This window comes from Chryseobacterium sp. FR048 (assembly GCF_056844665.1).
This window is the reverse complement of record NZ_JBXDSE010000005.1, coordinates 22,221-44,918: the sequence shown is the minus strand read 5'-3', so window position 1 is coordinate 44,918 and position 22,698 is coordinate 22,221. Positions and strand designations below refer to the sequence as shown.

The following is a 22,698-nucleotide window of genomic DNA, read 5'->3' as shown; positions in this document are numbered from 1 at the left end:
GATAACTATTATCTGGTTCTGCTTTTGATGGAATCTGATGCTCCTTCTATGTCTCTTACCTTTTTCACTTTCTGATTTCCGAAATTGTAGGTAAGACTTATTGTAAAGCTTCTGTTGTAACGGTTCTGATGGATGTAATTATAATTTCCGTTAGCCTGGTAATCTTCAATTTTAATGATATTGGTATTTAAAATATCATTGACGTTGGCTGCAAAGGTCCACTCATTCCAGACTTTCTTTAAACTAAGATCTAAACTCATCAGGCTTTTCAGTGATCCCAGTTCGATCTGCTGTCGGTCTACGAAGAAATAATTAAGCCCAAAGAACCATGTTTTCTTTTTATCAAGACGGATCGTGTTGTTGGTCTGAATCAAAAGACTGGTAGAATTTGTTTTGTTGGTATACACGATATATTCTCCGTCTTTGTTTTTGAAACGATCTCCTGTAGTAGGGTCCGTATCGAGGCTGCCGTTATTGATATTATGCTGAACGCCGATGTTGAAATTGGTGGTCCAGTATTGTTTAAAGAATGATTTTTGCATCCCTATCATTGCAGACATTTCCTGTTTGTTCCCAAAATTCGTTCTGATGTATCTAAGAACAGGATTTGCTCCCACGCTTCCATCAGGAGAAACAGGGTATCCCTGTAGCGGAACCTGAGTAATGGCATCCTGGATATAAGAGTGGTTCAAAATAAGGAAGTATGAATTCTTATACATATAGGTCAGTTCCTGATTATAAGTGGAAGAGGCCTTTACAAAAGGGTTGTTTTGAGTATAATTATCATCCGTCAGGATATTTTTTACCGGATTCAGTTCCCAGAAGCTAGGTCTTCTCATTCTGCTCGAAAATGAATAGGAAATATTGTTCTTGTCATTGATCGCATAATTGAAGCTTAAATACGGAAGGAAATTCTTATAATTTCGTTCAATTCTTTTGAGCTCTTCAGTAGAGGCATTATCAGAAGTTCCCAAACTGTTGGTAATTTCATATCTGGCCCCGATTTTTCCGGAGATTTTTTCTGAAAACTTCTTTTCAGCTGTTAGATAGACCCCATAAATATTTTCATCATAAATAAAATGGTTCGGTCTTGGATCAGGAGCTTTTGCGGGATCAAAGAAATAAGTAATGTTTTTAGAATCGTTGTCTGTTTTTGTTTTATTATAGTTTCCTCCTATGGAAATCGTAAGATCATTTTTAAACTTTTGGATATAATCTGCCATTCCGGAAAAATTATTAATGATCTGTGGCAGATCCTGGATCACCTGGGTAGTATTCGTTCCTATTCCTCTGTTGGCATCCGAAATATAAGTCTTGTTATCTGTATACTGAAACCTTCTGTAGTTCAGATAAGCAGCATTCACATTCAATTTACTGCCCAGAGAGTCTGTTTTCAGCTCATAGTTTAAGTTCAGGGAATTGTTATAAGACCTTGCATCTTCTTTATTTTTAGACCATGTATACCTTGGGTCTTTACCATTATCTTTAATCGTATTGAAAAGGTTCACGGTAGAATTATAGCTTTTATTCGCCCAGGTATTCCAGGATAAAGCCAGATTACTTCTATCATTCAGTTGATAGTCGATGTTCAGATAACCCCCGATATTTTTGTTCGGATCATCAATATCTCCTGTAGATTCATTAGACGTAGACGCAGTACCATTCCTTAAAGTATAGGTCTGAGCTTCGATATTCTCACCACCGCTAAGACTGGCATTGATCCCAAGTTTTCCCTTTCTGTAATTGGCTGAGAAACTTGCCTGGCTTGCATTGTATTTGTTGGTGGTATTAGACATTCTCATATTTCCGTTGAGACCATCACTCATTTTTTTCTTTAAAACGATATTGATGATTCCATCTGAAGATTCTACCTGATATTCACTTCCTGGAACGGTAATCACTTCAATTTTCTGAATATTCTCAGCAGGTGTATTTTTCAGAAACTGAACCAGAGATTCAGAATCCATATTGGTTTTTCTTCCGTTGATATAGATCAGCGCATTATTCTTTCCTGCAATTTTTAAGGTTTTATCATCTGTAGAAGATAATAACGGAGTCTGTTTCAAAAGGTCAAAAGTGGTATTTCCTTTGGCAACGGGGGAGGCGGCTACGTCGTATACAAAACGGTCGCTTTGCTTTTTAAATACCTGTTTGGTAATAGTGATACCTTCTATATTCTTCGTTTTGGCCGTGTCAGATTTTTTCTCCTGAGCAAAGGCGCAGGTTCCGAAGACGATGGCTATAGATAAAAGGATACGTTTCATGTTGGTTTTCTTTAGAGAGTGGTAAGTGATAAGTTTTTTATAGATTAGGTTCTTGATTTTACAGCATCATTCGCTGATTTCATTTCCCTTGCTTTTTTCAGTTTCTGATTTCCGAAATTATAAGTAGCGCCAATGCTGATTATTCTTGGATAGCTGAAGTTGGTGATATTATTATACATTCCGTTAGGCTGTATTCCTTTCACCCTATAGAAGCTTTGATTGAAGAGGTCGCTTACTTCCGCCATAATCGTCCAGTCACCTGCGATTTTTTTCAGGCTCAGATCGAAACTTTGTCTTGTGCCTACTGTACCACTTTCCATGGCTACTTTACTTCCGAAGAAATAATTGATACCCAGATACCAGTCTTTTTTGGAAGAAAGTCTGATCACATTGTTAAGAGAAGCAGACATGCTGTAGTTTTTGACATCAATGATGTAAGGATCCAGGGTTTCAGTTTCTCCCGGAGTCGGTATCGCTGTCGGGTCTTCCCATACTCCGCCTTTGTAAGTAGAATAGGTTAAATTAACCGAATAATTCGTTGTCCATATATCTTTGAACCATGACTTGTTCATTCCAAGCGTTAAGTTTAGCTCTCTGTTCTTTCCGTAGTTGGTTCTTATATATCTCAGGAATCTTACCGTTTCCATGACTTTATTTCCGTTGTTGTCAAGGATGATATTTCCATTAATATCTCTTTTAGGCCGTGTGATACTTCCCTGTAATGGAAGCATATCAGAAGCGGAAGCATCTTCTACCATATTATAACTAAGGTTGGCATAGAACGAATTTTTATACATATAATTCAATTCCTGATTATAATACTTAGCAGCCAGGATAAAAGGGTTGTTCTGCGTATAATTGGTAAGAGTAAAATACGTTATGGATGGGTTCAGCTCCCAGAATCTCGGTCTTCTGATTCTGCTTGAAAAAGTATAGCTGAGGTTGTGATCCGAACTGATGGCGTAGTTTAAATTCAGATAAGGCAGCAGGTTGTTGTAATTTCTTTCAAATCCTGTTTTATCTACAATATCACCTGTACTTCTTGTCATTTCATATCGGGCTCCGATTTTCCCGGATAACTTTTCAGTAAGCTTTCTCTCATAGTTGAGGTAGATTCCTAAAATATTTTCTTTATAAATGAAATGATTCGTTTGCTTAGGATCTTCTACGAATTCTCCGTTCAGAAGTCTGTCCTGCTTGGCATCATTATCCGTATTCGTACGGTTATAGCTTATTCCCATCAGCCATGTAGCCCCTTTAGCTGTTTTTTTCAGGTAATCTATATTGGCTGCATAATTGTTGATGATCTGCGGTACAGATTGATGCAGAGCAGAGTATCTATTGTTAGGATCAGTATTTAAAGGAAAAGTTTCGTTGAAGCTTACCTTGTCTCTGTTGAACCAAAGATAAGATACATTCGATGTCAGCTTGCTTCCCAGTGAATCCGTTTTTACTTCATAATTCAGATTGAAAGAATGATTTCTGGTTTGGGCATCCTCATTATTGACCGTTCTGTTGGTTAAAACCCCGTTTTGCCAGTTTGTAATATCCAAAACAGAGTTGAAACTTTTATTGTATCTCATGTTATACGAGAATCCAAGACTTTGTTTCTTGTTGATTTCATAGTCAAGGTTGAAACCGCCACCGAAATTTTTATTGGGATCATCATTGTATCCGGAGGATTCATTTCTGAAAGTAGGGTCCCCATTAGAAAGTGTATAATTTTGTCTTTCCGTCCAGCTGCCCATTCTGAAATTAGAATTCCCGGACCACTTTCCCTGTCTGAAATTAAAAGAACCTCCTGCATTAGGATTGTTGTAATAAGCCTGTTCATTCTGCATTTTCATCGTCCCGTTGTAGCCGTTATTTTTGTTCTTTTTCATCACGATGTTGATGACCCCTTCCTTAGATTCCACCTGGAATTCACTTCCGGGAACAGTAATGACTTCAATTTTCTGAATATCTTCTGATGGCGTAGACTTCAGCATTTCAATTAATGCCTCAGAATCCATATTCGTCTTTTTGTTGTTGATGTAGATTACCGCATCATTTTTTCCCAGAATCTTCAGTGTTTTTCCGTCAATACTGGAAATCATAGGAGTCTGCTTCAACAGATTGAATGTATTGGTTCCTTTGGCAATAGGAGAAGCAGCTACATCATATACCAATCGGTCTCCTTGTTTTTTGAAAACCTGTTTCTTGATATTGACAGCCTCAATGCTGTTCACCTTCAAACTGTCTTTTTTCTGCTGAGCTATAGCAAATCCGCTGAAAAATAGGGCTGCAATAAAAAATTGAGTTTTCATGATTGTTAATTTTTTAGTTTAATAGCTTGTATGGTTTGTTATTTAACATTACAAAGATATATAATAAATTTAGTATCATGCAATACAAAGTACTGAAAAATAATTTTAATTAAATTTAACTTATTGATTTTCAGTTGTTAAAATTTTATATTAAAAAATTGATTGCTTGACCTTTCTGTATAATAAGACAACTGTAACAATAATTTTGTTACAGCAAAACATGAAATTTTATGAAAAATAATTTTATTCTCTGTCGAAATTAGCCAGCTTTTTATCTACCCATACCGTAGCAAAAGGAAAAAATGCAGCCAATAAAGCGAATACAAAATCTTCATCATCCCAATTGTAAATTTTTCTTGCGGGAAGACAGAGTAAAAGATAAAGCGTGAAAAATAATCCGTGTAAACTACCAATCACACTGATGAAAATAATAGAATACAGATTCTCATCATACCGAATCCAGATCATCGCAACACAATACAACAAAACACATGAAATGGCTTCTGCAAGACAAATCTGTTTAAACCATTTGATGAGTTTTTCCTGAGAGTATTTTGAAAAGAATTTTTCGATGAAGTTCATTTCTAGAATTATAGGTTATGAATGATAAGCATTGAATCTGAACTAAGCATTACATACTAAAGCTCAGTTTCTGAACTGCAAAATTACTTATAAAAATTACTTCCATCCAAATATTCAAAAACTTCAGGAGGAAGCATAGGTCTTACATTTTTGTCATCTTTGATCATATTACGGATCTCCGTGGCAGAAAGCTCAATAACCGGAGCCTTGATCATAGAGATATTTTCGTGTTGTAGATATTCAGAATCTTTTTTCTCTCCTTCAAATACTCTTGGGTAAACAATGATATGATGGTTTTTGATCAGAAGATCTGAGTTTTTCCATTTGTGAAGACTCTCCAGGTTATCTTCACCCATGATCAGGCTGAAAGAATAATCCGGATATTTTTCATGAAGGTAGGTGAGGGTATCGATCGTATAGCTAGGCTTCGGTAAAGAAAACTCTACATTGGATGCCCTCATATTAGGGTAGTTTTTTACAGCAAGCTGCACCATATCCAACCTGTTGTGATCTTTCAATAAAGATTTTTTATCCTTAAATGGGTTTTGCGGACTTACTACAAACCAAAGTTCATCCATATCAGAATTTTCCAGGATATAATTAGCCAGAATAAGATGCCCGATATGTATTGGATTGAAAGACCCGAAAAATAAACCGATTTTTTTCATTTTTGTTAAGTAGTAGGTAGCTGATAATAGGGGATAACACTTTAAAGTATAAACAAGGAAATTAAGTTTTTTAGGTTGACAGAATTTTCTGCTTTGGTTCTGATTTTACCTGCAACCTAAATCCTGCACCTCACTTAGTCTCTAAATTTTACATCCTTGATATTAAGATAATGCGTTACATTGCCTTTCCAATGATTTTCTTCAAGAGTAAAAGCCAGATCGAAGTTTTTGTTTTTAAAATCTTCCACAAACTGACCCAGTTTGAAGCCTACGCACTCTATATTCCTCCCACTGGATTCCTGTCTTATATAAAACTTCAGGTGATTATTGTCCTTTCCCATTGTTTTTACATAGCCGGAAAGTTTCTGATCCGTCAAGGTAAAAATAGGTTTCATATTATGAGGTCCGAAAGGAGCCAGTTTTCTATGGAAATTGATAAACTCTCTGTTGATCTCATCCACTCTGATTTCAGTATCAATGGTGATGGAAGGCTCTTTCTGATGCTCCTGGATTTTTTCAGAAACAATTCTTTCAAACTTTTCCTTAAAGGCATCAAATTTATCCTTCTCCATGGAAAGTCCTGCTGCTGCATGATGTCCACCGAATTTAAGAAAATATTCCGAGCACATATCAAGCGCTTCATGTACATCAAAATCAGAAACAGATCTTGCGGAAGCTACCATTTCCCCATTATTACCATCGGTAAATACAAGAGTAGGTTTATAATAGGTTTCAATAAGTCTTGATGCAACAATTCCAATTACTCCCTTATTCCATTCAGGGTGGTAAACGATTGTAGTATGTTTGGTTTCCTGCTGAGATTCTATGATCTGATTCAGTGCAGAAAGTGTAGAGTTCATATCCAGTTCACGCCTTTCATCGTTGAGGTTCATAATGTCATTCACGATCTGATTGGCATGCTTCAGGTTATCCGAGACCATAAGCTCTACAGCGGCCTTACCATGTGAAATTCTTCCGGCAGCATTGATTTTGGGAGCGATCTCAAAAACGATATTGGATATTTCAAAATGAGAAAGCTTATCCTCAGGAATCAGTAATCTTAATCCAAGATTTCTTGTCTTTCTGAGAGTTTTCAATCCCATTTTAGCCAAAACTCTGTTTTCTCCGGTCATCGAAACAATATCTGCTGCAATAGAAATGGCAAGAAGATCTGTAAGCTCAAACAATTCAGCTTCCGGAATTTTATAGATGGTATTCAGTCCCTGGCAAAGTTTAAAGCCTACGCCACATCCTGAAAGTTCTTTAAAAGGATACCTGCAGTCGCTTCTTTTAGGATCAAGTACGGCAACTGCATTAGGGATTTCTTCTCCGGGAAGGTGGTGATCACAGATAATAAAATCGATGTCCAGACTGGTGGCATAATTGATCATATCAAGTGACTTGATTCCACAGTCCAGAGCGATGATCAATGAGAAACCATTTTCTTTGGCGAAATCAATTCCTTCCGTAGAAATTCCATATCCTTCGGAGTTTCTGTCCGGGATATAGTAGTCCAGGTATTTTTTCTCAACAATTTTGCTGAGGTATAGGTACATCAGGGCTACAGCTGTAGTTCCGTCCACATCGTAGTCACCATATACCAGTATTTTTTCTCCATTTTCAATAGCCGTTGCAATACGCTCTACAGCTTTTTGCATGTCTGCCATTAAAAACGGATTGTGTATATCGTTAAGGTTTGGTTTGAAAAATTCTCTCGCCTTCTGATAGTTGTCAATTCCTCTTAGAACGAGAAGTTTAGATTCAAAAGTACCAAAACCAAGCGACGAACTTAGTCCGTCCACAATTTCCTCATCGGGTTCGGGCTTATAAATCCATTTTTGACTCATGTTCACAAAAATAAGGAAAAAAAATAGCATTCCATAAAGAACAGGAATTAAGTTTTGACTTAATAATTGTTAAAAAATAATTACCTTCGTGCTCCAAATTTTAAATGATTATGAAAAAAATTATTGTATGCCTTATCCTATTAGGGGCTACACATTCGATCACTGCACAGAAAATCAATCTTGGTAAAGCTGCCGGTATGGTTTCTAATGGTGCAAAAGCTTTAACATTTTCCAACGAAGACGCTATTAAATTATCCAAAGAATCAGTAGATTGGATGGATAAGAACAATCCTGTAGCCGGAGCCAAAGATCCGTATACGGTGAGATTGAACAAACTGTTTGGAAAACACAAGTCTCAGGACGGATTGAACCTGAATTATAAAGTCTATAAAGTGAAAGATATTAACGCTTTTGCCTGTGCAGACGGAAGCGTACGTGTATTTTCTTCATTAATGGATATTATGACGGATAACGAATTATTGGCTGTAATAGGTCACGAGATTGGTCACGTTAAAAATGAAGATACCAAAGATGCTATGAAATCTGCTTATCTGAAAGCAGCAGCACTGGATGCCGCATCTTCTGCGTCTTCAGCCGTAGCGACTCTTAATGAAAGTCAGATTGGGAAAATGGCTAACGCTTTTGTAGATGCCTCTCACAGCAAAAAACAGGAATCTGAAGCAGATACCTATTCCTATGATTTTATGAAGGCAAACAAATATGATGTCGTAGGAGCGTATACTGCTTTCAAAAAATTGGCATTACTTTCACAGGGAAGTACACAGACCGGTTTTGAGAAAATGTTCAACTCTCACCCGGATAGTGAAAAAAGAGCCCAGGCCATCAAGAAGAGAGCTGAAAAAGACGGGCTATGGAAAGATCCGGGAACTGTTGCTCTGCCTACTGCAAAGCTGACAAAGTAATTTATTTTACCGATAAAAATAAGAAACTGTTTCACCATTTGTGAAGCAGTTTTTTTTGTTATTTCTACACTTATTTGATTTTTGGCAACACTTAAACAGATTTCGTCTACACTTGAAGGATACTTATTGACCGTAAAATTGATTATCACCATATTAGTTGAAGATTTTTAGAGAATGTATCTCTACAAAATCAGGCTTTAAAAAACACATATTATGAAAACAAAACTACTACTAGTATGCTTTCTCGTGCTATTCTGTATGGGGAAAGCTCAAATCGTTAATATTCCGGATGCCAATTTCAAATCGAAACTACTGGAATCGTCGGCTAACAATCAGATTGCCCAAAATTTATCAGGAAGTTATTTTGCCATAGATGCTAATAATGATGGCGAAATACAGGTTTCTGAGGCATTGCAGGTAAAGGAACTCAAGATGATCTATCCGAATACTTTTGCAATGATCCAAAGCTACGACGGTATTTTATCATTTATGAATATAAAGAGCCTTACCATTGATTACGCTAACGTTCCTTCCGATCCTTTTGTTATTTCAAACCTTACTTCACTCAATACTCTGAACGTTAGATTTGGGAATTATGATCCGGGTACAATAAAGGTATCAGGCTGCCCGGCTCTGAAAAACCTGAGTATTTATGGAATTATTCTTGAAACACTCAGCAACAATCCTTTAATAGAGAATTTTTCGTTGTACAGCCAGACCGTTTCTAGTGACATAATAACTGAGATCGAACATTTAACTCATCTTAAAAATTTGGAGTTTAGAGAATTTATAGATGGGATCGGAAATGCATATCTGGATTTAAGCAATCACCCTAATTTACTATCATTGAAAGTGATCTGTACAAATTTGAATGTTAATGTGTCCGGATGCCCTTTATTGAAGAGTATCACTTTAAATGCTACAGATGATCCTTATAATTTTATTTATACGCCTTCCGTAAAAATCAACTCCAGTAATTGTCCAAGTCTGGTCAACTATACAGTAGGTGAATATTTTGATATTGTTGCTGAAATTATTTCAGACAACTGTCCGGGCTTGCTTAATTTTTCCTCCGAGTATGGGGACGTTACATTATCTTTCAATAGCTGTATCAATTTGAAAACGATTGATGTAAGAAATCTGAGAACATTGTCTGTAAATAATTGCAGTAATTTAGAGACAATCAAAGCGCTCCGCTTCAGAGATACTTCCCTGGATTTATCTAACAAAGGATTGAATTCCTTAAAAAATCTGGAAATCAGTTATATTTCTCCTTCCATTGTAGATTCGGGAAGCTTAACCAATCTTAATGTACAGGGGATTACCTCTTTGAAAGTATTGGAATGTGCCAATCATGAGATCACCAATCTGAATGTTGCAGGATGCACCGGTTTGCAAACTCTGGATTGCAGTAAAAATAAACTGCCAACCTTAGATCTTGGTAGTGCCATCAATCTTCAGACGGTTGATTGCAGTAATAATTTGCTTACCTCACTACTGATAAAGAATGGCATGAATGAAACAATTGAGTTTCTTAATAACCCTGACCTGATGTATATTTGTTGTGACAACAGCCAAATGCAGGATATACAGAATCAGGCAGCTATGTATGGTTATACAAATTGCACAATAGACAGCAGTTGCAATGCAGTTCTGGCAAGTATAGAATCAGGACCGAAAACAGATGGAAATAAGATCATCATTTACCCTGTGCCGGCAAAAGATGAAATAACAGTAAAGTCAGAGGTCAGTATTATTTCCGTGGCTTTATATGATGCTCAGGGAAGAATCCTTAAACAAGAAAAAACAGATTCTAAAAATACAAAGATCAATATGCAACGCTATCCTTCAGGTATATATTATTTAAAAATCAATACAGAAAAAGGAAGTATTCTAAAAAAGGCTGTTAAGAGCTAAAATGAACGCAAAAAAAATCCTCAAATAAGCTTGAGGATTTTTTCTATAATAAGTTTTAATGCTTCTCTGCAATTAAGAATACATTTTTTCTCTTAATTCTTTTACCTTTTTATCAGCAAGGTATTCGTCATAAGTCATTTCTCTGTCGATGATTCCGTTAGGAGTCAATTCGATGATTCTGTTACAGACCGTTGACAACATTTCGTGGTCATGAGATGCCAATAAAAGATTTCCTTTGAAGTTAGACAAAGAGTTGTTCAATGTTGTGATACTTTCAAGGTCCAGGTGGTTGGTAGGTTCATCTAATAAAAGAACATTAGCTTTCTGAAGCATCATTCTACTAAACATACATCTCATTTTTTCACCTCCGGAAAGTACTTTACAAGATTTTAAAGCTTCATCACCAGAGAAAAGCATTCTTCCTAAGAACCCTCTTACGAATTCTTCATGACGCTCTTCATCGTTTTTAGTGAATTGTCTTAACCAATCAACCAGGCTTAAATCTTCCTGGAAGAAATTGGTATTATCTAAAGGCATGTGAGACTGGTTTGTAGTAACTCCCCATGCAACACTTCCTTTGTCTGCTTCAACGTTACCAGCCAAAATTTCGAAGAATTCTGTGATCGCTAAAGAGTTTTTAGAAAGTACAGCTACTTTATCGCCCTTTTTAAGATTTAAATCGATATTAGAGAACAATAATTCTCCGTCTTTTGTTTTTTCAAGACCTTTTACATCAAGGATCTGATCTCCGGCTTCTCTTTCCATTTCGAAAATAATAGCTGGGTATCTTCTTGAAGATGGTTTAATGTCGTCAATATTTAATTTGTCGATCATTTTCTTTCTTGCAGTAGCCTGTTTAGCCTTAGCAACGTTAGAACTGAATCGGGCAATGAAATCCTGAAGTTCTTTTTTCTTCTCTTCAGCTTTCTTGTTAGCCTGAGCTCTTTGTCTTGTCGCTAGCTGAGAAGCCTGGTACCAGAAAGAGTAGTTACCAGTATAAAGGTTAAGTTTAGAATAATCTAAATCTCCGATGTGTGTACAAACCGTATCCAAGAAGTGACGGTCGTGAGATACAACGATTACTGTATTTTCATAGTCAGCAAGGAAATCTTCAAGCCAGGAGATTGTTTCAATGTCAAGGTCATTGGTAGGCTCATCCAGGATTAGTACATCTGGATTTCCAAAAAGAGCCTGAGCCAAAAGAACCTTTACTTTGTCTTTGTTCTCAAGTTCACTCATTAGCTGCCAGTGCATATCATCAGTGATTCCTACGTTTGAAAGCATAGTCTGTGCATCAGATTCAGCAGTCCATCCTCCCATTTCATCATAGATTACACCTAGTTCACCTGCTTTAATTCCGTCTTCGTCAGAGAAATCTTCTTTTGCGTATAACGCATCCATTTCCTCTTTTATCTCAAATAATTTCTTATTACCTCTCAAAACAGCTTCAAGAACAGTAAACTGATCATAAGCAAAGTGATCCTGCTCCAAAACTGACATTCTTTTCCCTGGTTCCAGAGATACGTTACCTGTTGTCGGATCCTGCTTTCCTGTTAATATTTTAAGGAATGTGGACTTTCCCGCTCCGTTTGCTCCGATGATTCCGTAGCAGTTTCCTTTGGTAAACATAATATTTACCTCGTCAAAAAGAACTCTTTTCCCGAATTGTAAAGATAAGTTAGATACTGTTAACATATAGTTTTGTAAATTTGGCGCAAAAATACAAAAAGAATTTGGGTATTTTGTAATAATATAATAGTCAAGTTTTTAAATGTATGGTATTTTTTATATATTTCATTAACGAAATTCTAAAATGATGAAGATTGAAAAAACAGTTAGTATATTAAACAAAAGAGCCCGCTTTGAATATGAAATTCTTGAAGAATATGAAGCCGGAATGGTTTTGACGGGTACAGAAATAAAATCTTTACGCTCTTCCAAAGCATCTATCACAGAATCTTTCTGTCAGTTTATTGATGGGGAATTATACATCATCAACATGATGATTGATGAGTATAAATTAGGAACTTTTTACAACCACAAAACAAAAAGGGAACGGAAATTGCTCTTGCACAAAAAAGAATTACAAAAACTTGAAAAAAAGTTAAAGGATGCAGGTAATACTATTGTACCTTTAAAATTATATATCACGGACAGGGGCAAGGCAAAGGTGCTGATAGCGCTGGGTAGAGGGAAAAAGCTCTTCGATAAAAGAGAGGCCATAAAAGATAGAGAAAATAAGCGGAACCTGGACAGAATATTAAAGAAAAGTTAAAAATCATTTGAAAAACTTTGTATATAAAGAAAAATTATATTTATTTTGCATTATCAATTATTTAATCATTTAATTCTATGAAAAATCTAAAATTAGGAATTTCAGCATTGGCGCTTACCGTTGCCTCTACTGTTTTCGCACAGACTACCAACAATCCGTGGTTGATCGGAGTTGGTGCTCACGCTGAAAACCACGTAGCAGCAAGAACTACATTCGGTAACACGTTCTCTGCGAATAATTTAACGAAAAATATGTTCAATGTGAACAATTTTTCTATTACACCTCCATTATCTAAGTTAACAGTTGCTAGAAACATTGGAAAAGGTTTAGTAATCGACTGGCAAACTACTGTTGGAAATGTTGAAAACAAAAGATTCAACATGGGGAAAGAATTTTTCTTAATGACAGGTATTGGTTTCCAGGCTCACGCTGCAGGTCTTTTATGGAACGAAGAATCTTGGTTTGATCCATATTTAAGAGTTGGAGCTAACTACTTAAGACATGACTATACTGCACTTGCTTTCCCAAGAACAAGTGTTGACGCTAATGGTAACGCAATTGAAACTGTTAATAACGGTAGCGGTGGGAACGAAAACGGTAAAGCTAATCACTTTGCTGTAGCTACAGGTGCTGGTGCTAACTTCTGGGTAACTAAGAACTTCGGTCTTGGTATCCAAGGAGATTATGTATCAACTCCAGGTGATAAATCTACAGTTGCTAACTTCTGGCAAGCTTCTGCATCTATCTTATTTAGATTCGGAAACAGAGACAGAGATAAAGATGGTATCCTAGATAAAGATGACCTTTGTCCAGATACACCAGGTTTACCAGAATTCCAGGGATGTCCTGATACAGACGGTGATGGAGTTCCAGATAAAGACGATCAATGTCCAGAAGTTGCTGGTCCAGTTGAAAACAACGGTTGTCCTTGGCCAGATACAGACGGTGACGGTGTAATCGATAAAGATGATGCTTGTCCTACTGTAGCAGGTCCTGCTGAAAACAACGGTTGTCCTTGGCCAGATACAGACGGTGACGGTATCTTAGATAAAGACGATGCTTGTCCTACTGTTCCAGGTCTTCCAGAATACAACGGATGTCCTAAACCAAAAGAAGCTACAGCTATTGATGTTGAAAAGAACCTTAAGAGTGTATACTTTGATTTCAACAAAGCTACTATCAAAGCTGAATCTAAAGGAGCTTTAGATACTGCATCTGAAATCATTAAGAAAGACGGAGGTAGATTCCTATTAGTTGGTGAAACTGACAAGAAAGGAAGTGATGCTTACAACTTGAAATTATCTAAAGAAAGAGCTGCTTCTGTAGTTGCTGCTTTAGATGCTAGAGGTGTAGATGTTAACGCATTAAAATCAGTTGGTATTGGTGAGCAGAACGCTAAAGTTGCAGAATCTGCATCTGATGCTGAAAGACAAGCTGATAGAAAAGTAACTGTTAGATACATTGGTGATGACAGTGAATGGAACAAATATCAAAAATCTGATGTTGTTGCTCCAGCGAAAAAAGCTACTAAGAAAGCTACTAAAAAAGCTCCAGCTAAGAAAAAAGCTGCTGCTAAAAAGAAAAAATAATTAATTTTTCTAAATAATGAATACCTCCAATTTTTTGGAGGTATTTTTTTTTTGTTGACTTTTAAGTAATTTTGCTGAAAATTTAAAATTTAAAAATGGGAAGAGCATTTGAATATAGAAAAGCTTCTAAAATGGCCAGATGGGATAAAATGGCCAAAACATTCTCTAAAATAGGTAAGGATATTGCACTGGCAGTAAAAGCTGGTGGAACAGACCCGGAATCAAACCCGGCGCTAAGAAGATGTATCCAGAATGCGAAAGGGGCTAATATGCCTAAAGATAATGTAGAAAGAGCAATCAAGAAGGCAAGTGGTGCCGATGCAGAAAACTATGAAGAAATCACTTACGAAGGTTACGGACAAGGCGGAGTTGCTTTCTTTGTAGAATGTACTACAAACAATACAACAAGAACAGTAGCGAATGTAAGAGCTGTTTTTAACAAGTTTGATGGTAACCTTGGGAAAAACGGTGAATTAGCATTTATCTTCGACAGAAAAGGAATTTTTACCATTGATCTGGCTCAGGTTAAAATGGATTGGGATGATTTCGAAATGGAAATGATCGATGGAGGAGCCGAAGATGTAGAAAAAGACGACGAAGAAGTAATGATCACGACTGCTTTTGAAGATTTCGGATCTTTATCTCATAAATTGGATGAACTTGGAATTGAAGCAAAGAGTGCGGAGCTTCAGAGAATTCCGAATAATACAAAAGAAGTAACCTTGGATCAGTTCAAAGCCAATATGAAAATGCTTGAGCGTTTTGAAGAGGATGATGACGTTCAGAATGTTTACCACAATATGGAAATAACTGAAGAGCTGATGAACGCTCTATAAAAAATAATATAGCATTCATATACAGTTAATTTACAATTAGTTTCTTTGTATAAAACTATGAAACGCCTTGTTCTGTTTTGATAACAGTAAAGATGAAGGCGTTCCATCCGGCCAAATTAAAAAAGCTGAAAATATACGGATGAAAAGAAACGTAGAATTAGTTGTTATATCGGATGTTCACTTGGGAACTTATGGATGTAAGGCTAAAGAATTGCTGAGATATCTGAATTCTATTCAGCCTAAAACTTTAGTTTTGAATGGAGATATTATTGATATCTGGCAGTTCAAAAAGTCTTACTTCCCTAAACCTCATTTGAAGGTAATCAGAAAGATTCTTTCATTTGCTACCAAAAACACTGATGTTTATTATATTACAGGCAACCACGATGAAATGTTCCGTAAATTCACGGATTTTGAACTCGGGAAACTTAAGGTCTGTAATAAAATCTGTCTGACTATCGATCAGAAAAAAACCTGGATATTTCATGGGGATGTTTTCGATACCTCTGTCCAGCATTCCAAATGGATCGCCAAACTTGGCGGAAAAGGATATGACCTCTTAATTATTATCAATAATGTTGTAAATTGGTTCTTAGAAAAAATGGGTAAAGAAAAATATTCATTTTCAAAAAAGATCAAGAACAATGTGAAAAAAGCAGTAAAATATATCGGAGATTTTGAGCTTACAGCTTCCGAGCTGGCTATTGACAATCATTATGACTATGTGGTTTGCGGACATATCCATCAGCCACAGATCCGTGAGGTAGTCAATAAAAAAGGTTCATGTACTTATCTGAACTCTGGTGACTGGATCGAAAATCTATCTGCTTTGGAATATCATGATAAGGAATGGAAGATCTTTTACTATGATGAACATAAGCACCTGCTTAAGGATGATGAAGCAGAAGAGATTCAGGAGATGGACCCTTCAGCGCTTTTGAAAATAGTAACCAATTTTTCTTAAATGAAGGTTCTTTATGCATTTCAGGGGACTGGGAACGGACATGTTGCCAGAGCGCAGGAAATTATTCCTCTCCTTAAAAAATATGCTTCGGTTGATACATTAATCAGCGGACACCAGTCTCAATTAAAGGCTGATTTTGATATTAATTTCCAATATAAAGGGATTTCCCTGCTTTATAACAAAACAGGCGGTTTATCCTACCGTAAAACATTTACAGAAAACAAATTTTTTGAAGCCGCCAGAATTATAAAAGAACTGGAACTGTCAGACTATGATCTGATCATCAATGATTATGAGCCACTGACAGGCTGGGCTTCCAAATTGAAGAATCTTCCGATGATAGAGCTCAGCCATCAGGCATCAATGAGCTTTTCTGAAACACCAAAGCCCAACAAAAAAGATTTTCTGGGGGAAATGATTTTAAAATATTATGTTCCCAGTGAAAGAAAGATCGGTTTTCATTTTGAAAATTACCATCCTCAGATCAAAAAACCGGTTATCAGAAGAAAGATCCGAAATCTTAATCCCTACAAGCAGGGGTATTACCTTGTTTATCTTCCAAGCTTTGCTGACGAAAATATTATCAAGGTTTTAAGGAAAATTCCTGTTGAGTGGAAGGTGTTTTCCAAATACAGTAAAGTGCAGGTAAAAGTGAAAAATGTGGAAGTGTTTCCTATTGATGAAAGTCAGTATCTGAAATATTTTGAAGGCTGTGAAGGTATTTTATGCAATGCCGGTTTTGAGACTCCTGCCGAAGCTCTTTTTATGGACAAAAAACTTTTCGTGATCCCTATTCATAATCAATATGAACAGGAATGTAATGCCTGTGCTCTTGATAAAATGGGGATACCTAATTCTAAAGTATTAAATCTTCAGGAAATTATGGAGTGGGTAGCTTCTGATCATCATTTAAAAGTAGACTATCCGAATGATATTGAAGATATTCTGGTAAATGAAGTTTTGAAAATCTGATGGATACCGTTTTATTGTAAGACGACGAATCCTACAGTGAATGGAGGAATTGTTCCCACCGTTGAGTTTTCTCACTCAGGACATAAATATCCGTGCGGTTTTTAACATTGCAAAAGATAATTACCAAGCTACCTTTTGTCAGCTATGGTAAGGATTTGGGAAAAACTGTCAACAGAAAATAAAATAGCTGTTCCCAACAGAAAGTTTCCTATCTGATCTTTAAGTTGTGGATGTAGCAAAAGTATTGAAGATGTTAGACGGAAAATAAAATCAGTTCTTTAAAAATATATCCTCCACATCATTCATTCTCATCATTACTGCTCTTGCATATGAACAGTGAGGGTAAACCTTCCATTGATTCTCTCTGGCAAATTTTATCGCTTCTTCCACCAAATATTTGCCCATTCCTCTTCCTTCAAATTCAGGATGTACCAATACAAAAGAAATGATCAGTTTATGATCTTCCGGGAAAATGGTATAGGTCAGTCTTCCTACTTCTTTGACTTCGTTGTTCAGAGTAAGAACACCACCATTTCCGGATTTATTATTTTCAAATTTCATGAGATCTGCTTTGTTTCTGTTGTTCTGTTAAAATATTTATACAGATTATCCTGCTCAGGCCAACCCTATAAATAGATTATTTATGTACTCTAATTTACGTAAAAATCAGAAAAAAATCATCAATATGTTTTGAATTTCTTTGAGATATTTGAAATGCTGAGCAAGTGATAACACCACTTCAGAACTCATGATGAAAAAAACGGGCTATTCTTTGAGAATTATTCTTTCCCTGTATAGTAATTATAATCTTTAATAATAATACCGATAAATTGTCTTTCGGTCATTTTTGTGGGATCAATCTCCAGTTTCAGAATGCTTTTGATCTTATCAGAAAGTTTACTGATGATCTGGCGGTCATCCACTTTTAAAGCTTTGGTATAATTGTCTTTGATGATCCGCATGTCATTGTCACTCAATGCAATGACCTGTGGGAAAGACGGGATATAGTTTTCATGGATGTTTTCTAAGATGGTATGGGAAATATTGATGTTATTTTTTAAAGAAATGACTGCCGTACCTGAGGCAATATCTCCTAAACGCTGATTATTCTTAGAGACAATCATGGAGATTAATCCTATCACTCCAGCAAAAGAAACATCAATGATTCTGAAGACCCATCGGATCATATAATCGCCAAAGCTGGCCTGGTAGCCATCAATCTTCACGACCTTTATTTTCATGAGTTTTTTTCCCGGAGTCTGGCCTTCCATAAGGCTTTCCAAAACAACAGGATATATGTAGACCGGAAATGTAAGAATAATGTAAACCGCTCTGATAGACCAATCATCCAGACCATTTAATATATAGCCCAGATCAAAAATATTGAAGAACAGATACAGCGTAATAACGATATAAGCAACCCTTATCAGAAGATCGATAATGAATGCCAGCATCCTTTCTCCTATACTGGCAGTATTAAAGCTGATATTTACATTTTGTGAAGTATTTATCGCAATTTGAGACATATTTTTTATTATTTTAGCCTTACAATTATGAGAGAAGTTTATTTCATTAAACAAAATAAAGAAAAATGGTTGGGAATAGAACAGGTTATTGATGGGAAAGTAAAAAAAAATCCTGATGACCTGTCTTCATTATACATCAACCTGATCAACGATCTTTCTTTTGCCCAGACGTATTATCCCAAAAGTAATACGACGGTTTATCTTAACCATCTGTCATCTCAGATTTTTCAGAAGATCTATAAGACCAAAAGGGTAGAAGAAAACAGACTGCTGTATTTTTTCAGAACGGAAGTTCCTCTTTTGGTGTATCAATACCGCAGATACTTGCTTTATGCTTTTCTGTTTTTCATCTTGTTTACCTCCATTGGTGTGCTTTCGGCTATCCATGACAAACGTTTTCTGGCAGTTGCGATACCCAATGGGGAAGCTTATGTCAATGAAACCATAGAAAATATAAAAAGCGGAAATGCTGTAGCTATATATGATAGCGGTTCTACGTGGGGAAGTACCATCGGGATTATTTTTAATAATATAGGAGTAGGAGCCAAATTGTATGTTTATGGCATTTTCGGTGGAGTAGGAACTTTATATGCATTGCTTTCCAATAGTGTAATGTTAGGGGCTTTTCAATATTTTTTCTATGATTATGGAGCATTGAAAGACAGTGCAAGAGGAATATGGCTTCATGGAGTATTCGAAATTTTTGCTATGGTTATTGAGGCTATGTGTGGATTGATTTTAGGAGCCTCCATTCTGTTTCCCAAAACTTTTTCAAGATTCAATTCTTTTAAAAAAGGCTTTAAAGACTCTTTTAAAATATTTTTAAGTACCATACCTTTCACTATTTGTGCCGGGATTATTGAAGGTTATGTTACAAGACATGCTTTGAGAATGCCTTTGACGGTCAACTTATTGATTATTTTTACTTCACTGGCCATTGTGATATTTTATTACCTTGTGTATCCATCCATTGTCAATAAAAAAACTAATAAACAGATCCATGATACAGTTTTATAAAAAAAGAGATTTTGGTACTTTTATCAGTGATAGTTTCAATTTCTTTAAATTATATGGAAAGAATTATTTCAAAAGCTATCTGTTGATCAACGGGCTCTTGCTCATACTTATGGTAGGAGTCATTATTTTCGGATACAGAGAACTTTTTACCCGGGTTTTAGGATCCAACATGGATGGCGATTCCGGATATTTTGAGCAGTATTTTTCTGATAACGGAGGAATGCTGATTGTTGTGGGTATGCTCACCTTACTGCTTTTTATGATTCTGGCGATCATCAGTTATCTGTATCCCGTTTTCTATATGAAGAGAATTGTTCAGGGAGCGGAGAATATCAAAACAGATGAAATTCTGGGAGATTTTAAAAAGAATGCAGGGAAAATAGCCAAGCTATGTATCGGGCTGATTTTTATTGTTACCCCATTGGCTTTCTTTGTGATAGGATTTTCTTATATCCTTATCTTTCTTATTATCGGATTTTTCCTTGTAATGCTGATCTATCCTACCATATTTAATGTTGTTACATTTTTGATGTATGATTATTTTAATTCGGACAGAAGGTTTTTTGAAAGCCTCAGCTACTCTATACGATCACAGTTCTCTTACCCGAACGGAAGTGAAAAATCACCTTATTGGAAATATTGGGGAGCATCCATCATTATGATTACGATGGTATCTATTATTTCTTCCGTATTCACGTATATTCCGGTTATATTTTTTTATGGATCGATTTTGACTACAACCCCTGATGGGAATTTTGAACAAAACCCCTTCACCGGAACTGTAGGAATGATTTTTTTTGTATTTTATGGAATTTCTATGCTGCTTTCATTAGTTCTTTCCAATTTGCTGTATGTGAATTCCGGGCTGATGTATTATGACAGCAGAACTGATCTTCACCAGAAAGTAGAACTTGAAGAAATAGACACGATAGGTATCAATGAATAAGATTCTTTTTTTTATCCTTTTTTTTCTTTCTCTTGGGCTCGTTCAGGCTCAGGATGACGGGCCTGTAGGTGATGATCTGGTAGATTCTCTTTATACAACCGAGCATTACCGCAATATGCTGCGTGCAGATTCGGTATTGATGAAAACCCCGGTTTCCGAGAATACAGTTTATCCTAAACAGTTCAAAGAGAATATTCCATCAAGATATAAAGGAAATGAGTTCGATTATTCAGTATCCAAACCCAGAGAATCTTTCGGGCAAAAACTGATGCGAAAAATAGAGCAGCTTATACAAAGCATTTTTGGTGAAACAGCTTTTACAAAATCTGCGGAATTCACAGTTCTTCTTATTCGTCTGTTTGCTATTATCCTTGTCGGTTTTCTGCTTTATTTCATCATCAAATATATTCTTGGAAAAGATGGAAACTTCATTTTCGGTAAGAAAAATAAAAAACTGAATCTGAATGTAGAAGAGCTACATGAAAACATCCATGAGATTAATTTTCCTGAAAGCATTGCCAAATTTGAACTTGCAAAGGACTATCGCTCAGCGGTACGGTATCAGTTCCTGTTTATTCTTAAGAAATTGAGTGATAAAAAATTGATCAACTGGAACCCTGAAAAAACAAATAAAGATTATACCGCTGAATTAAAGGCAGCTCACCTGAAAAATGAATTCTTCGATCTGTCCTATATTTTTGACAATGTCTGGTACGGGGAGTTCAATATCGAAGAACAAAGCTATCAGAAATTTAAAAATAAATATCAGGCATTTAAACCATAACAAAAACTAATCATGAATAAAACTTTCAAAATATATGCTGTAATTTTCATCATTGTGATGACGATTCTGGCGTTGCTTGAAGTTAATAAAAAAGAGACCCTAAACTGGCGGAAGAATTTTGATATTCATGAAAAATCTCCTTTTGGTCTGTTTGTTTTCAATAATGAAGCTGGAAATCTCTTTAAAAATAATCTGAAGAAAATTGAGACGGCTCCTTACGAATACTATAGCCAGCATAAAAAGGGAATCCATAATATCATTATCATCGAAAACGACATAGATGGCCAGTCTTGGAAGAAAATTCTGGATCAGGTTTCTGCCGGATCAGAAGCAATGCTGATGGTAAGCCGTATGCCTAAAGAGATTTCGGACAGCATAGGATACTATGACTCGGAAATATCATTTGAAGAAGAAAATGTACTGAAATTTACAGATAAGAAATATCAGAATGATTTCATTAAATTAGATAAATTTCCATCAGGAAGAGGGTTTTCATTTATTAAACCCGGAGTTGAAATACTGGGAAAAACGGTAGAAAAGAGGAATACAGATCAGGCAAACTTTATTAAAGTGAAATTTGGCAAAGGAATTATCTATGCCCATACAGAACCGCTTTTTCTTACCAATTATTACCTCCTGAAACCCGGAAATATAAAATATGCACAAGATGTGTTTTCCTATCTTCCGGATAAAGAAACGCTTTGGTTTGTAAAAAGCAACACAAAGACTTCTCAGTTCTTTATGAGGTTTATATTAGCCAATCCGGCTTTAAAGTATGCATGGTGGATCCTCTTGGGAGGACTTATACTGTTCATTTTCTTTAATGCAAAGCGAAAACAGAGAATAGTGCCTATAACAGAACCATTGCGAAATACTTCCCTGGATTTTGTGAAAAGTATTGGAAATCTCTATCTTCAGGAAGGCGATTTTCATGATATGATGTCAAAAAAAGCCCAGTATTTCCTGAATAAAGTAAGACTGGATCTGCTCATTGATACCCAGAATTTAGACGAAGACTTCGCTAAAAAACTACAATTAAAGACTGGAAAACCAATGGAAATGATCAATGAAGCCATCAACCTGATCAAAAAAGCACAGGATCCTTATGCCAGTGTGATCAAGGAAGACCTCGCAAGGATCAATAAACTGCTTGACGAAATATTTAAATAATATAATAGTACAACAGTAGAGTAAACCAATAGAAATACAAACTATTTTAATAAAACTGTATAATTATTACATTGCTGTATTGAAAAAAGAGAGTCCCAACGGGACGATTTAG

19 protein-coding genes are annotated in these 22,698 nt (G+C 36.0%); 11 read left to right on the top strand and 8 right to left on the bottom strand.

The window, feature by feature from the left end; genetic code table 11:
* Positions 1–8: 8 nt before the first annotated feature.
* From AC106K_RS14920 to recJ, 5 genes are all read right to left on the bottom strand, one after another.
* Positions 9–2,264, bottom strand: coding sequence for a TonB-dependent receptor domain-containing protein (locus tag AC106K_RS14920; protein WP_482446314.1), 2,256 nt, complete (start codon positions 2,262–2,264; stop codon positions 9–11).
* Between the two features lie 44 nt (positions 2,265–2,308).
* Positions 2,309–4,570 carry a TonB-dependent receptor domain-containing protein gene (locus tag AC106K_RS14915; RefSeq protein ID WP_482446313.1) on the bottom strand — a complete coding sequence of 754 codons (2,262 nt, stop codon included), beginning with the start codon at positions 4,568–4,570 and terminating at the stop codon, positions 2,309–2,311.
* A gap of 243 nt (positions 4,571–4,813) precedes the next feature.
* Positions 4,814–5,152, bottom strand: coding sequence for a DUF3817 domain-containing protein (locus tag AC106K_RS14910; protein WP_482446312.1), 339 nt, complete (start codon positions 5,150–5,152; stop codon positions 4,814–4,816).
* 83 nt (positions 5,153–5,235) lie between these two features.
* Positions 5,236–5,820 (bottom strand): nicotinate (nicotinamide) nucleotide adenylyltransferase, encoded by a 585-nt coding sequence (gene nadD / locus AC106K_RS14905; RefSeq protein WP_482446311.1) that lies wholly within the window; start codon positions 5,818–5,820, stop codon positions 5,236–5,238.
* Between the two features lie 134 nt (positions 5,821–5,954).
* Positions 5,955–7,667, bottom strand: coding sequence for a single-stranded-DNA-specific exonuclease RecJ (gene recJ / locus AC106K_RS14900; RefSeq protein ID WP_482446310.1), 1,713 nt, complete (start codon positions 7,665–7,667; stop codon positions 5,955–5,957).
* A gap of 110 nt (positions 7,668–7,777) precedes the next feature.
* Between recJ and AC106K_RS14895 the strand changes: the two genes are divergently transcribed.
* Both AC106K_RS14895 and AC106K_RS14890 read left to right on the top strand, forming a co-directional pair.
* Entirely contained in the window at positions 7,778–8,590 is an 813-nt protein-coding gene (locus tag AC106K_RS14895; RefSeq protein WP_482446309.1) for a M48 family metallopeptidase, read from the top strand.
* Between the two features lie 213 nt (positions 8,591–8,803).
* Positions 8,804–10,507 carry a T9SS type A sorting domain-containing protein gene (locus AC106K_RS14890; protein WP_482446308.1) on the top strand — a complete coding sequence of 568 codons (1,704 nt, stop codon included), beginning with the start codon at positions 8,804–8,806 and terminating at the stop codon, positions 10,505–10,507.
* Between the two features lie 72 nt (positions 10,508–10,579).
* Here the strand turns inward: AC106K_RS14890 and AC106K_RS14885 are convergent, their stop codons facing one another.
* Positions 10,580–12,202 carry an ABC-F family ATP-binding cassette domain-containing protein gene (locus tag AC106K_RS14885; RefSeq protein ID WP_047096783.1) on the bottom strand — a complete coding sequence of 541 codons (1,623 nt, stop codon included), beginning with the start codon at positions 12,200–12,202 and terminating at the stop codon, positions 10,580–10,582.
* Positions 12,203–12,323: 121 nt separating this feature from the next.
* Between AC106K_RS14885 and smpB the strand changes: the two genes are divergently transcribed.
* The 5 genes from smpB to AC106K_RS14860 all read left to right on the top strand — a co-directional run bounded on the left by smpB (position 12,324) and on the right by AC106K_RS14860 (position 17,143).
* The gene (gene smpB / locus AC106K_RS14880; RefSeq protein ID WP_076597029.1) at positions 12,324–12,782 is read left to right on the top strand and encodes an SsrA-binding protein SmpB; all 459 of its coding nucleotides are present in this window, start codon (positions 12,324–12,326) and stop codon (positions 12,780–12,782) included.
* Between the two features lie 77 nt (positions 12,783–12,859).
* Positions 12,860–14,371 carry an OmpA family protein gene (locus tag AC106K_RS14875; RefSeq protein WP_482446307.1) on the top strand — a complete coding sequence of 504 codons (1,512 nt, stop codon included), beginning with the start codon at positions 12,860–12,862 and terminating at the stop codon, positions 14,369–14,371.
* A 95-nt stretch (positions 14,372–14,466) separates the two neighbouring features.
* A complete protein-coding gene (locus tag AC106K_RS14870; RefSeq protein WP_482446306.1) occupies positions 14,467–15,207 on the top strand; it encodes a YebC/PmpR family DNA-binding transcriptional regulator in 741 nt (246 codons plus the stop codon).
* A gap of 139 nt (positions 15,208–15,346) precedes the next feature.
* Positions 15,347–16,171 carry a UDP-2,3-diacylglucosamine diphosphatase gene (locus tag AC106K_RS14865; RefSeq protein WP_482446305.1) on the top strand — a complete coding sequence of 275 codons (825 nt, stop codon included), beginning with the start codon at positions 15,347–15,349 and terminating at the stop codon, positions 16,169–16,171.
* Positions 16,172–17,143, top strand: coding sequence for a glycosyltransferase family protein (locus AC106K_RS14860; RefSeq protein ID WP_482446304.1), 972 nt, complete (start codon positions 16,172–16,174; stop codon positions 17,141–17,143).
* A gap of 270 nt (positions 17,144–17,413) precedes the next feature.
* On the opposite strand, the gene AC106K_RS14855 is transcribed toward AC106K_RS14860, so the two are convergent.
* Complete coding sequence (locus AC106K_RS14855) at positions 17,414–17,704, bottom strand: GNAT family N-acetyltransferase (protein WP_482446303.1); 291 nt, start codon at positions 17,702–17,704, stop codon at positions 17,414–17,416.
* Positions 17,705–17,922: 218 nt separating this feature from the next.
* On the bottom strand, positions 17,923–18,669 hold the full coding sequence (locus tag AC106K_RS14850) for an RDD family protein (RefSeq protein WP_047096778.1): 747 nt from the start codon (positions 18,667–18,669) through the stop codon (positions 17,923–17,925).
* A 27-nt stretch (positions 18,670–18,696) separates the two neighbouring features.
* On the opposite strand from AC106K_RS14850, the gene AC106K_RS14845 reads away from it, so the two are divergent.
* Genes AC106K_RS14845 through AC106K_RS14830 form a run of 4 tightly spaced genes read left to right on the top strand, consistent with a single transcriptional unit; the run spans position 18,697 to position 22,586 of the window.
* Positions 18,697–19,686: a stage II sporulation protein M gene (locus tag AC106K_RS14845; RefSeq protein ID WP_482446302.1), complete on the top strand. Its 990-nt coding sequence runs from the start codon at positions 18,697–18,699 to the stop codon at positions 19,684–19,686.
* Positions 19,670–20,632, top strand: a complete 963-nt coding sequence (locus AC106K_RS14840) for a DUF4013 domain-containing protein (RefSeq protein ID WP_482446301.1) — start codon at positions 19,670–19,672, stop codon at positions 20,630–20,632. The genes AC106K_RS14845 and AC106K_RS14840 overlap by 17 nt, the downstream gene beginning before the upstream one ends.
* A complete protein-coding gene (locus AC106K_RS14835; RefSeq protein ID WP_482446300.1) occupies positions 20,625–21,416 on the top strand; it encodes a DUF4129 domain-containing protein in 792 nt (263 codons plus the stop codon). Before AC106K_RS14840 ends, AC106K_RS14835 begins: the two co-directional genes overlap by 8 nt.
* 12 nt (positions 21,417–21,428) lie before the next feature.
* The gene (locus AC106K_RS14830; protein ID WP_482446299.1) at positions 21,429–22,586 is read left to right on the top strand and encodes a hypothetical protein; all 1,158 of its coding nucleotides are present in this window, start codon (positions 21,429–21,431) and stop codon (positions 22,584–22,586) included.
* Positions 22,587–22,698: the final 112 nt, after the last annotated feature.

What these genes read in the sequence shown, in the direction of transcription:
- AC106K_RS14920 (WP_482446314.1), bottom strand. Translation starts at nt 2,264, where the DNA reads ATGAAACGTATCCTTTTATCTATAGCCATCGTCTTCGGAACCTGCGCC.
- AC106K_RS14915 (WP_482446313.1), bottom strand. Translation starts at nt 4,570, where the DNA reads ATGAAAACTCAATTTTTTATTGCAGCCCTATTTTTCAGCGGATTTGCT.
- AC106K_RS14910 (WP_482446312.1), bottom strand. Translation starts at nt 5,152, where the DNA reads ATGAACTTCATCGAAAAATTCTTTTCAAAATACTCTCAGGAAAAACTC.
- nadD (WP_482446311.1), bottom strand. Translation starts at nt 5,820, where the DNA reads ATGAAAAAAATCGGTTTATTTTTCGGGTCTTTCAATCCAATACATATC.
- recJ (WP_482446310.1), bottom strand. Translation starts at nt 7,667, where the DNA reads ATGAGTCAAAAATGGATTTATAAGCCCGAACCCGATGAGGAAATTGTG.
- AC106K_RS14895 (WP_482446309.1), top strand. Translation starts at nt 7,778, where the DNA reads ATGAAAAAAATTATTGTATGCCTTATCCTATTAGGGGCTACACATTCG.
- AC106K_RS14890 (WP_482446308.1), top strand. Translation starts at nt 8,804, where the DNA reads ATGAAAACAAAACTACTACTAGTATGCTTTCTCGTGCTATTCTGTATG.
- AC106K_RS14885 (WP_047096783.1), bottom strand. Translation starts at nt 12,202, where the DNA reads ATGTTAACAGTATCTAACTTATCTTTACAATTCGGGAAAAGAGTTCTT.
- smpB (WP_076597029.1), top strand. Translation starts at nt 12,324, where the DNA reads ATGAAGATTGAAAAAACAGTTAGTATATTAAACAAAAGAGCCCGCTTT.
- AC106K_RS14875 (WP_482446307.1), top strand. Translation starts at nt 12,860, where the DNA reads ATGAAAAATCTAAAATTAGGAATTTCAGCATTGGCGCTTACCGTTGCC.
- AC106K_RS14870 (WP_482446306.1), top strand. Translation starts at nt 14,467, where the DNA reads ATGGGAAGAGCATTTGAATATAGAAAAGCTTCTAAAATGGCCAGATGG.
- AC106K_RS14865 (WP_482446305.1), top strand. Translation starts at nt 15,347, where the DNA reads ATGAAAAGAAACGTAGAATTAGTTGTTATATCGGATGTTCACTTGGGA.
- AC106K_RS14860 (WP_482446304.1), top strand. Translation starts at nt 16,172, where the DNA reads ATGAAGGTTCTTTATGCATTTCAGGGGACTGGGAACGGACATGTTGCC.
- AC106K_RS14855 (WP_482446303.1), bottom strand. Translation starts at nt 17,704, where the DNA reads ATGAAATTTGAAAATAATAAATCCGGAAATGGTGGTGTTCTTACTCTG.
- AC106K_RS14850 (WP_047096778.1), bottom strand. Translation starts at nt 18,669, where the DNA reads ATGTCTCAAATTGCGATAAATACTTCACAAAATGTAAATATCAGCTTT.
- AC106K_RS14845 (WP_482446302.1), top strand. Translation starts at nt 18,697, where the DNA reads ATGAGAGAAGTTTATTTCATTAAACAAAATAAAGAAAAATGGTTGGGA.
- AC106K_RS14840 (WP_482446301.1), top strand. Translation starts at nt 19,670, where the DNA reads ATGATACAGTTTTATAAAAAAAGAGATTTTGGTACTTTTATCAGTGAT.
- AC106K_RS14835 (WP_482446300.1), top strand. Translation starts at nt 20,625, where the DNA reads ATGAATAAGATTCTTTTTTTTATCCTTTTTTTTCTTTCTCTTGGGCTC.
- AC106K_RS14830 (WP_482446299.1), top strand. Translation starts at nt 21,429, where the DNA reads ATGAATAAAACTTTCAAAATATATGCTGTAATTTTCATCATTGTGATG.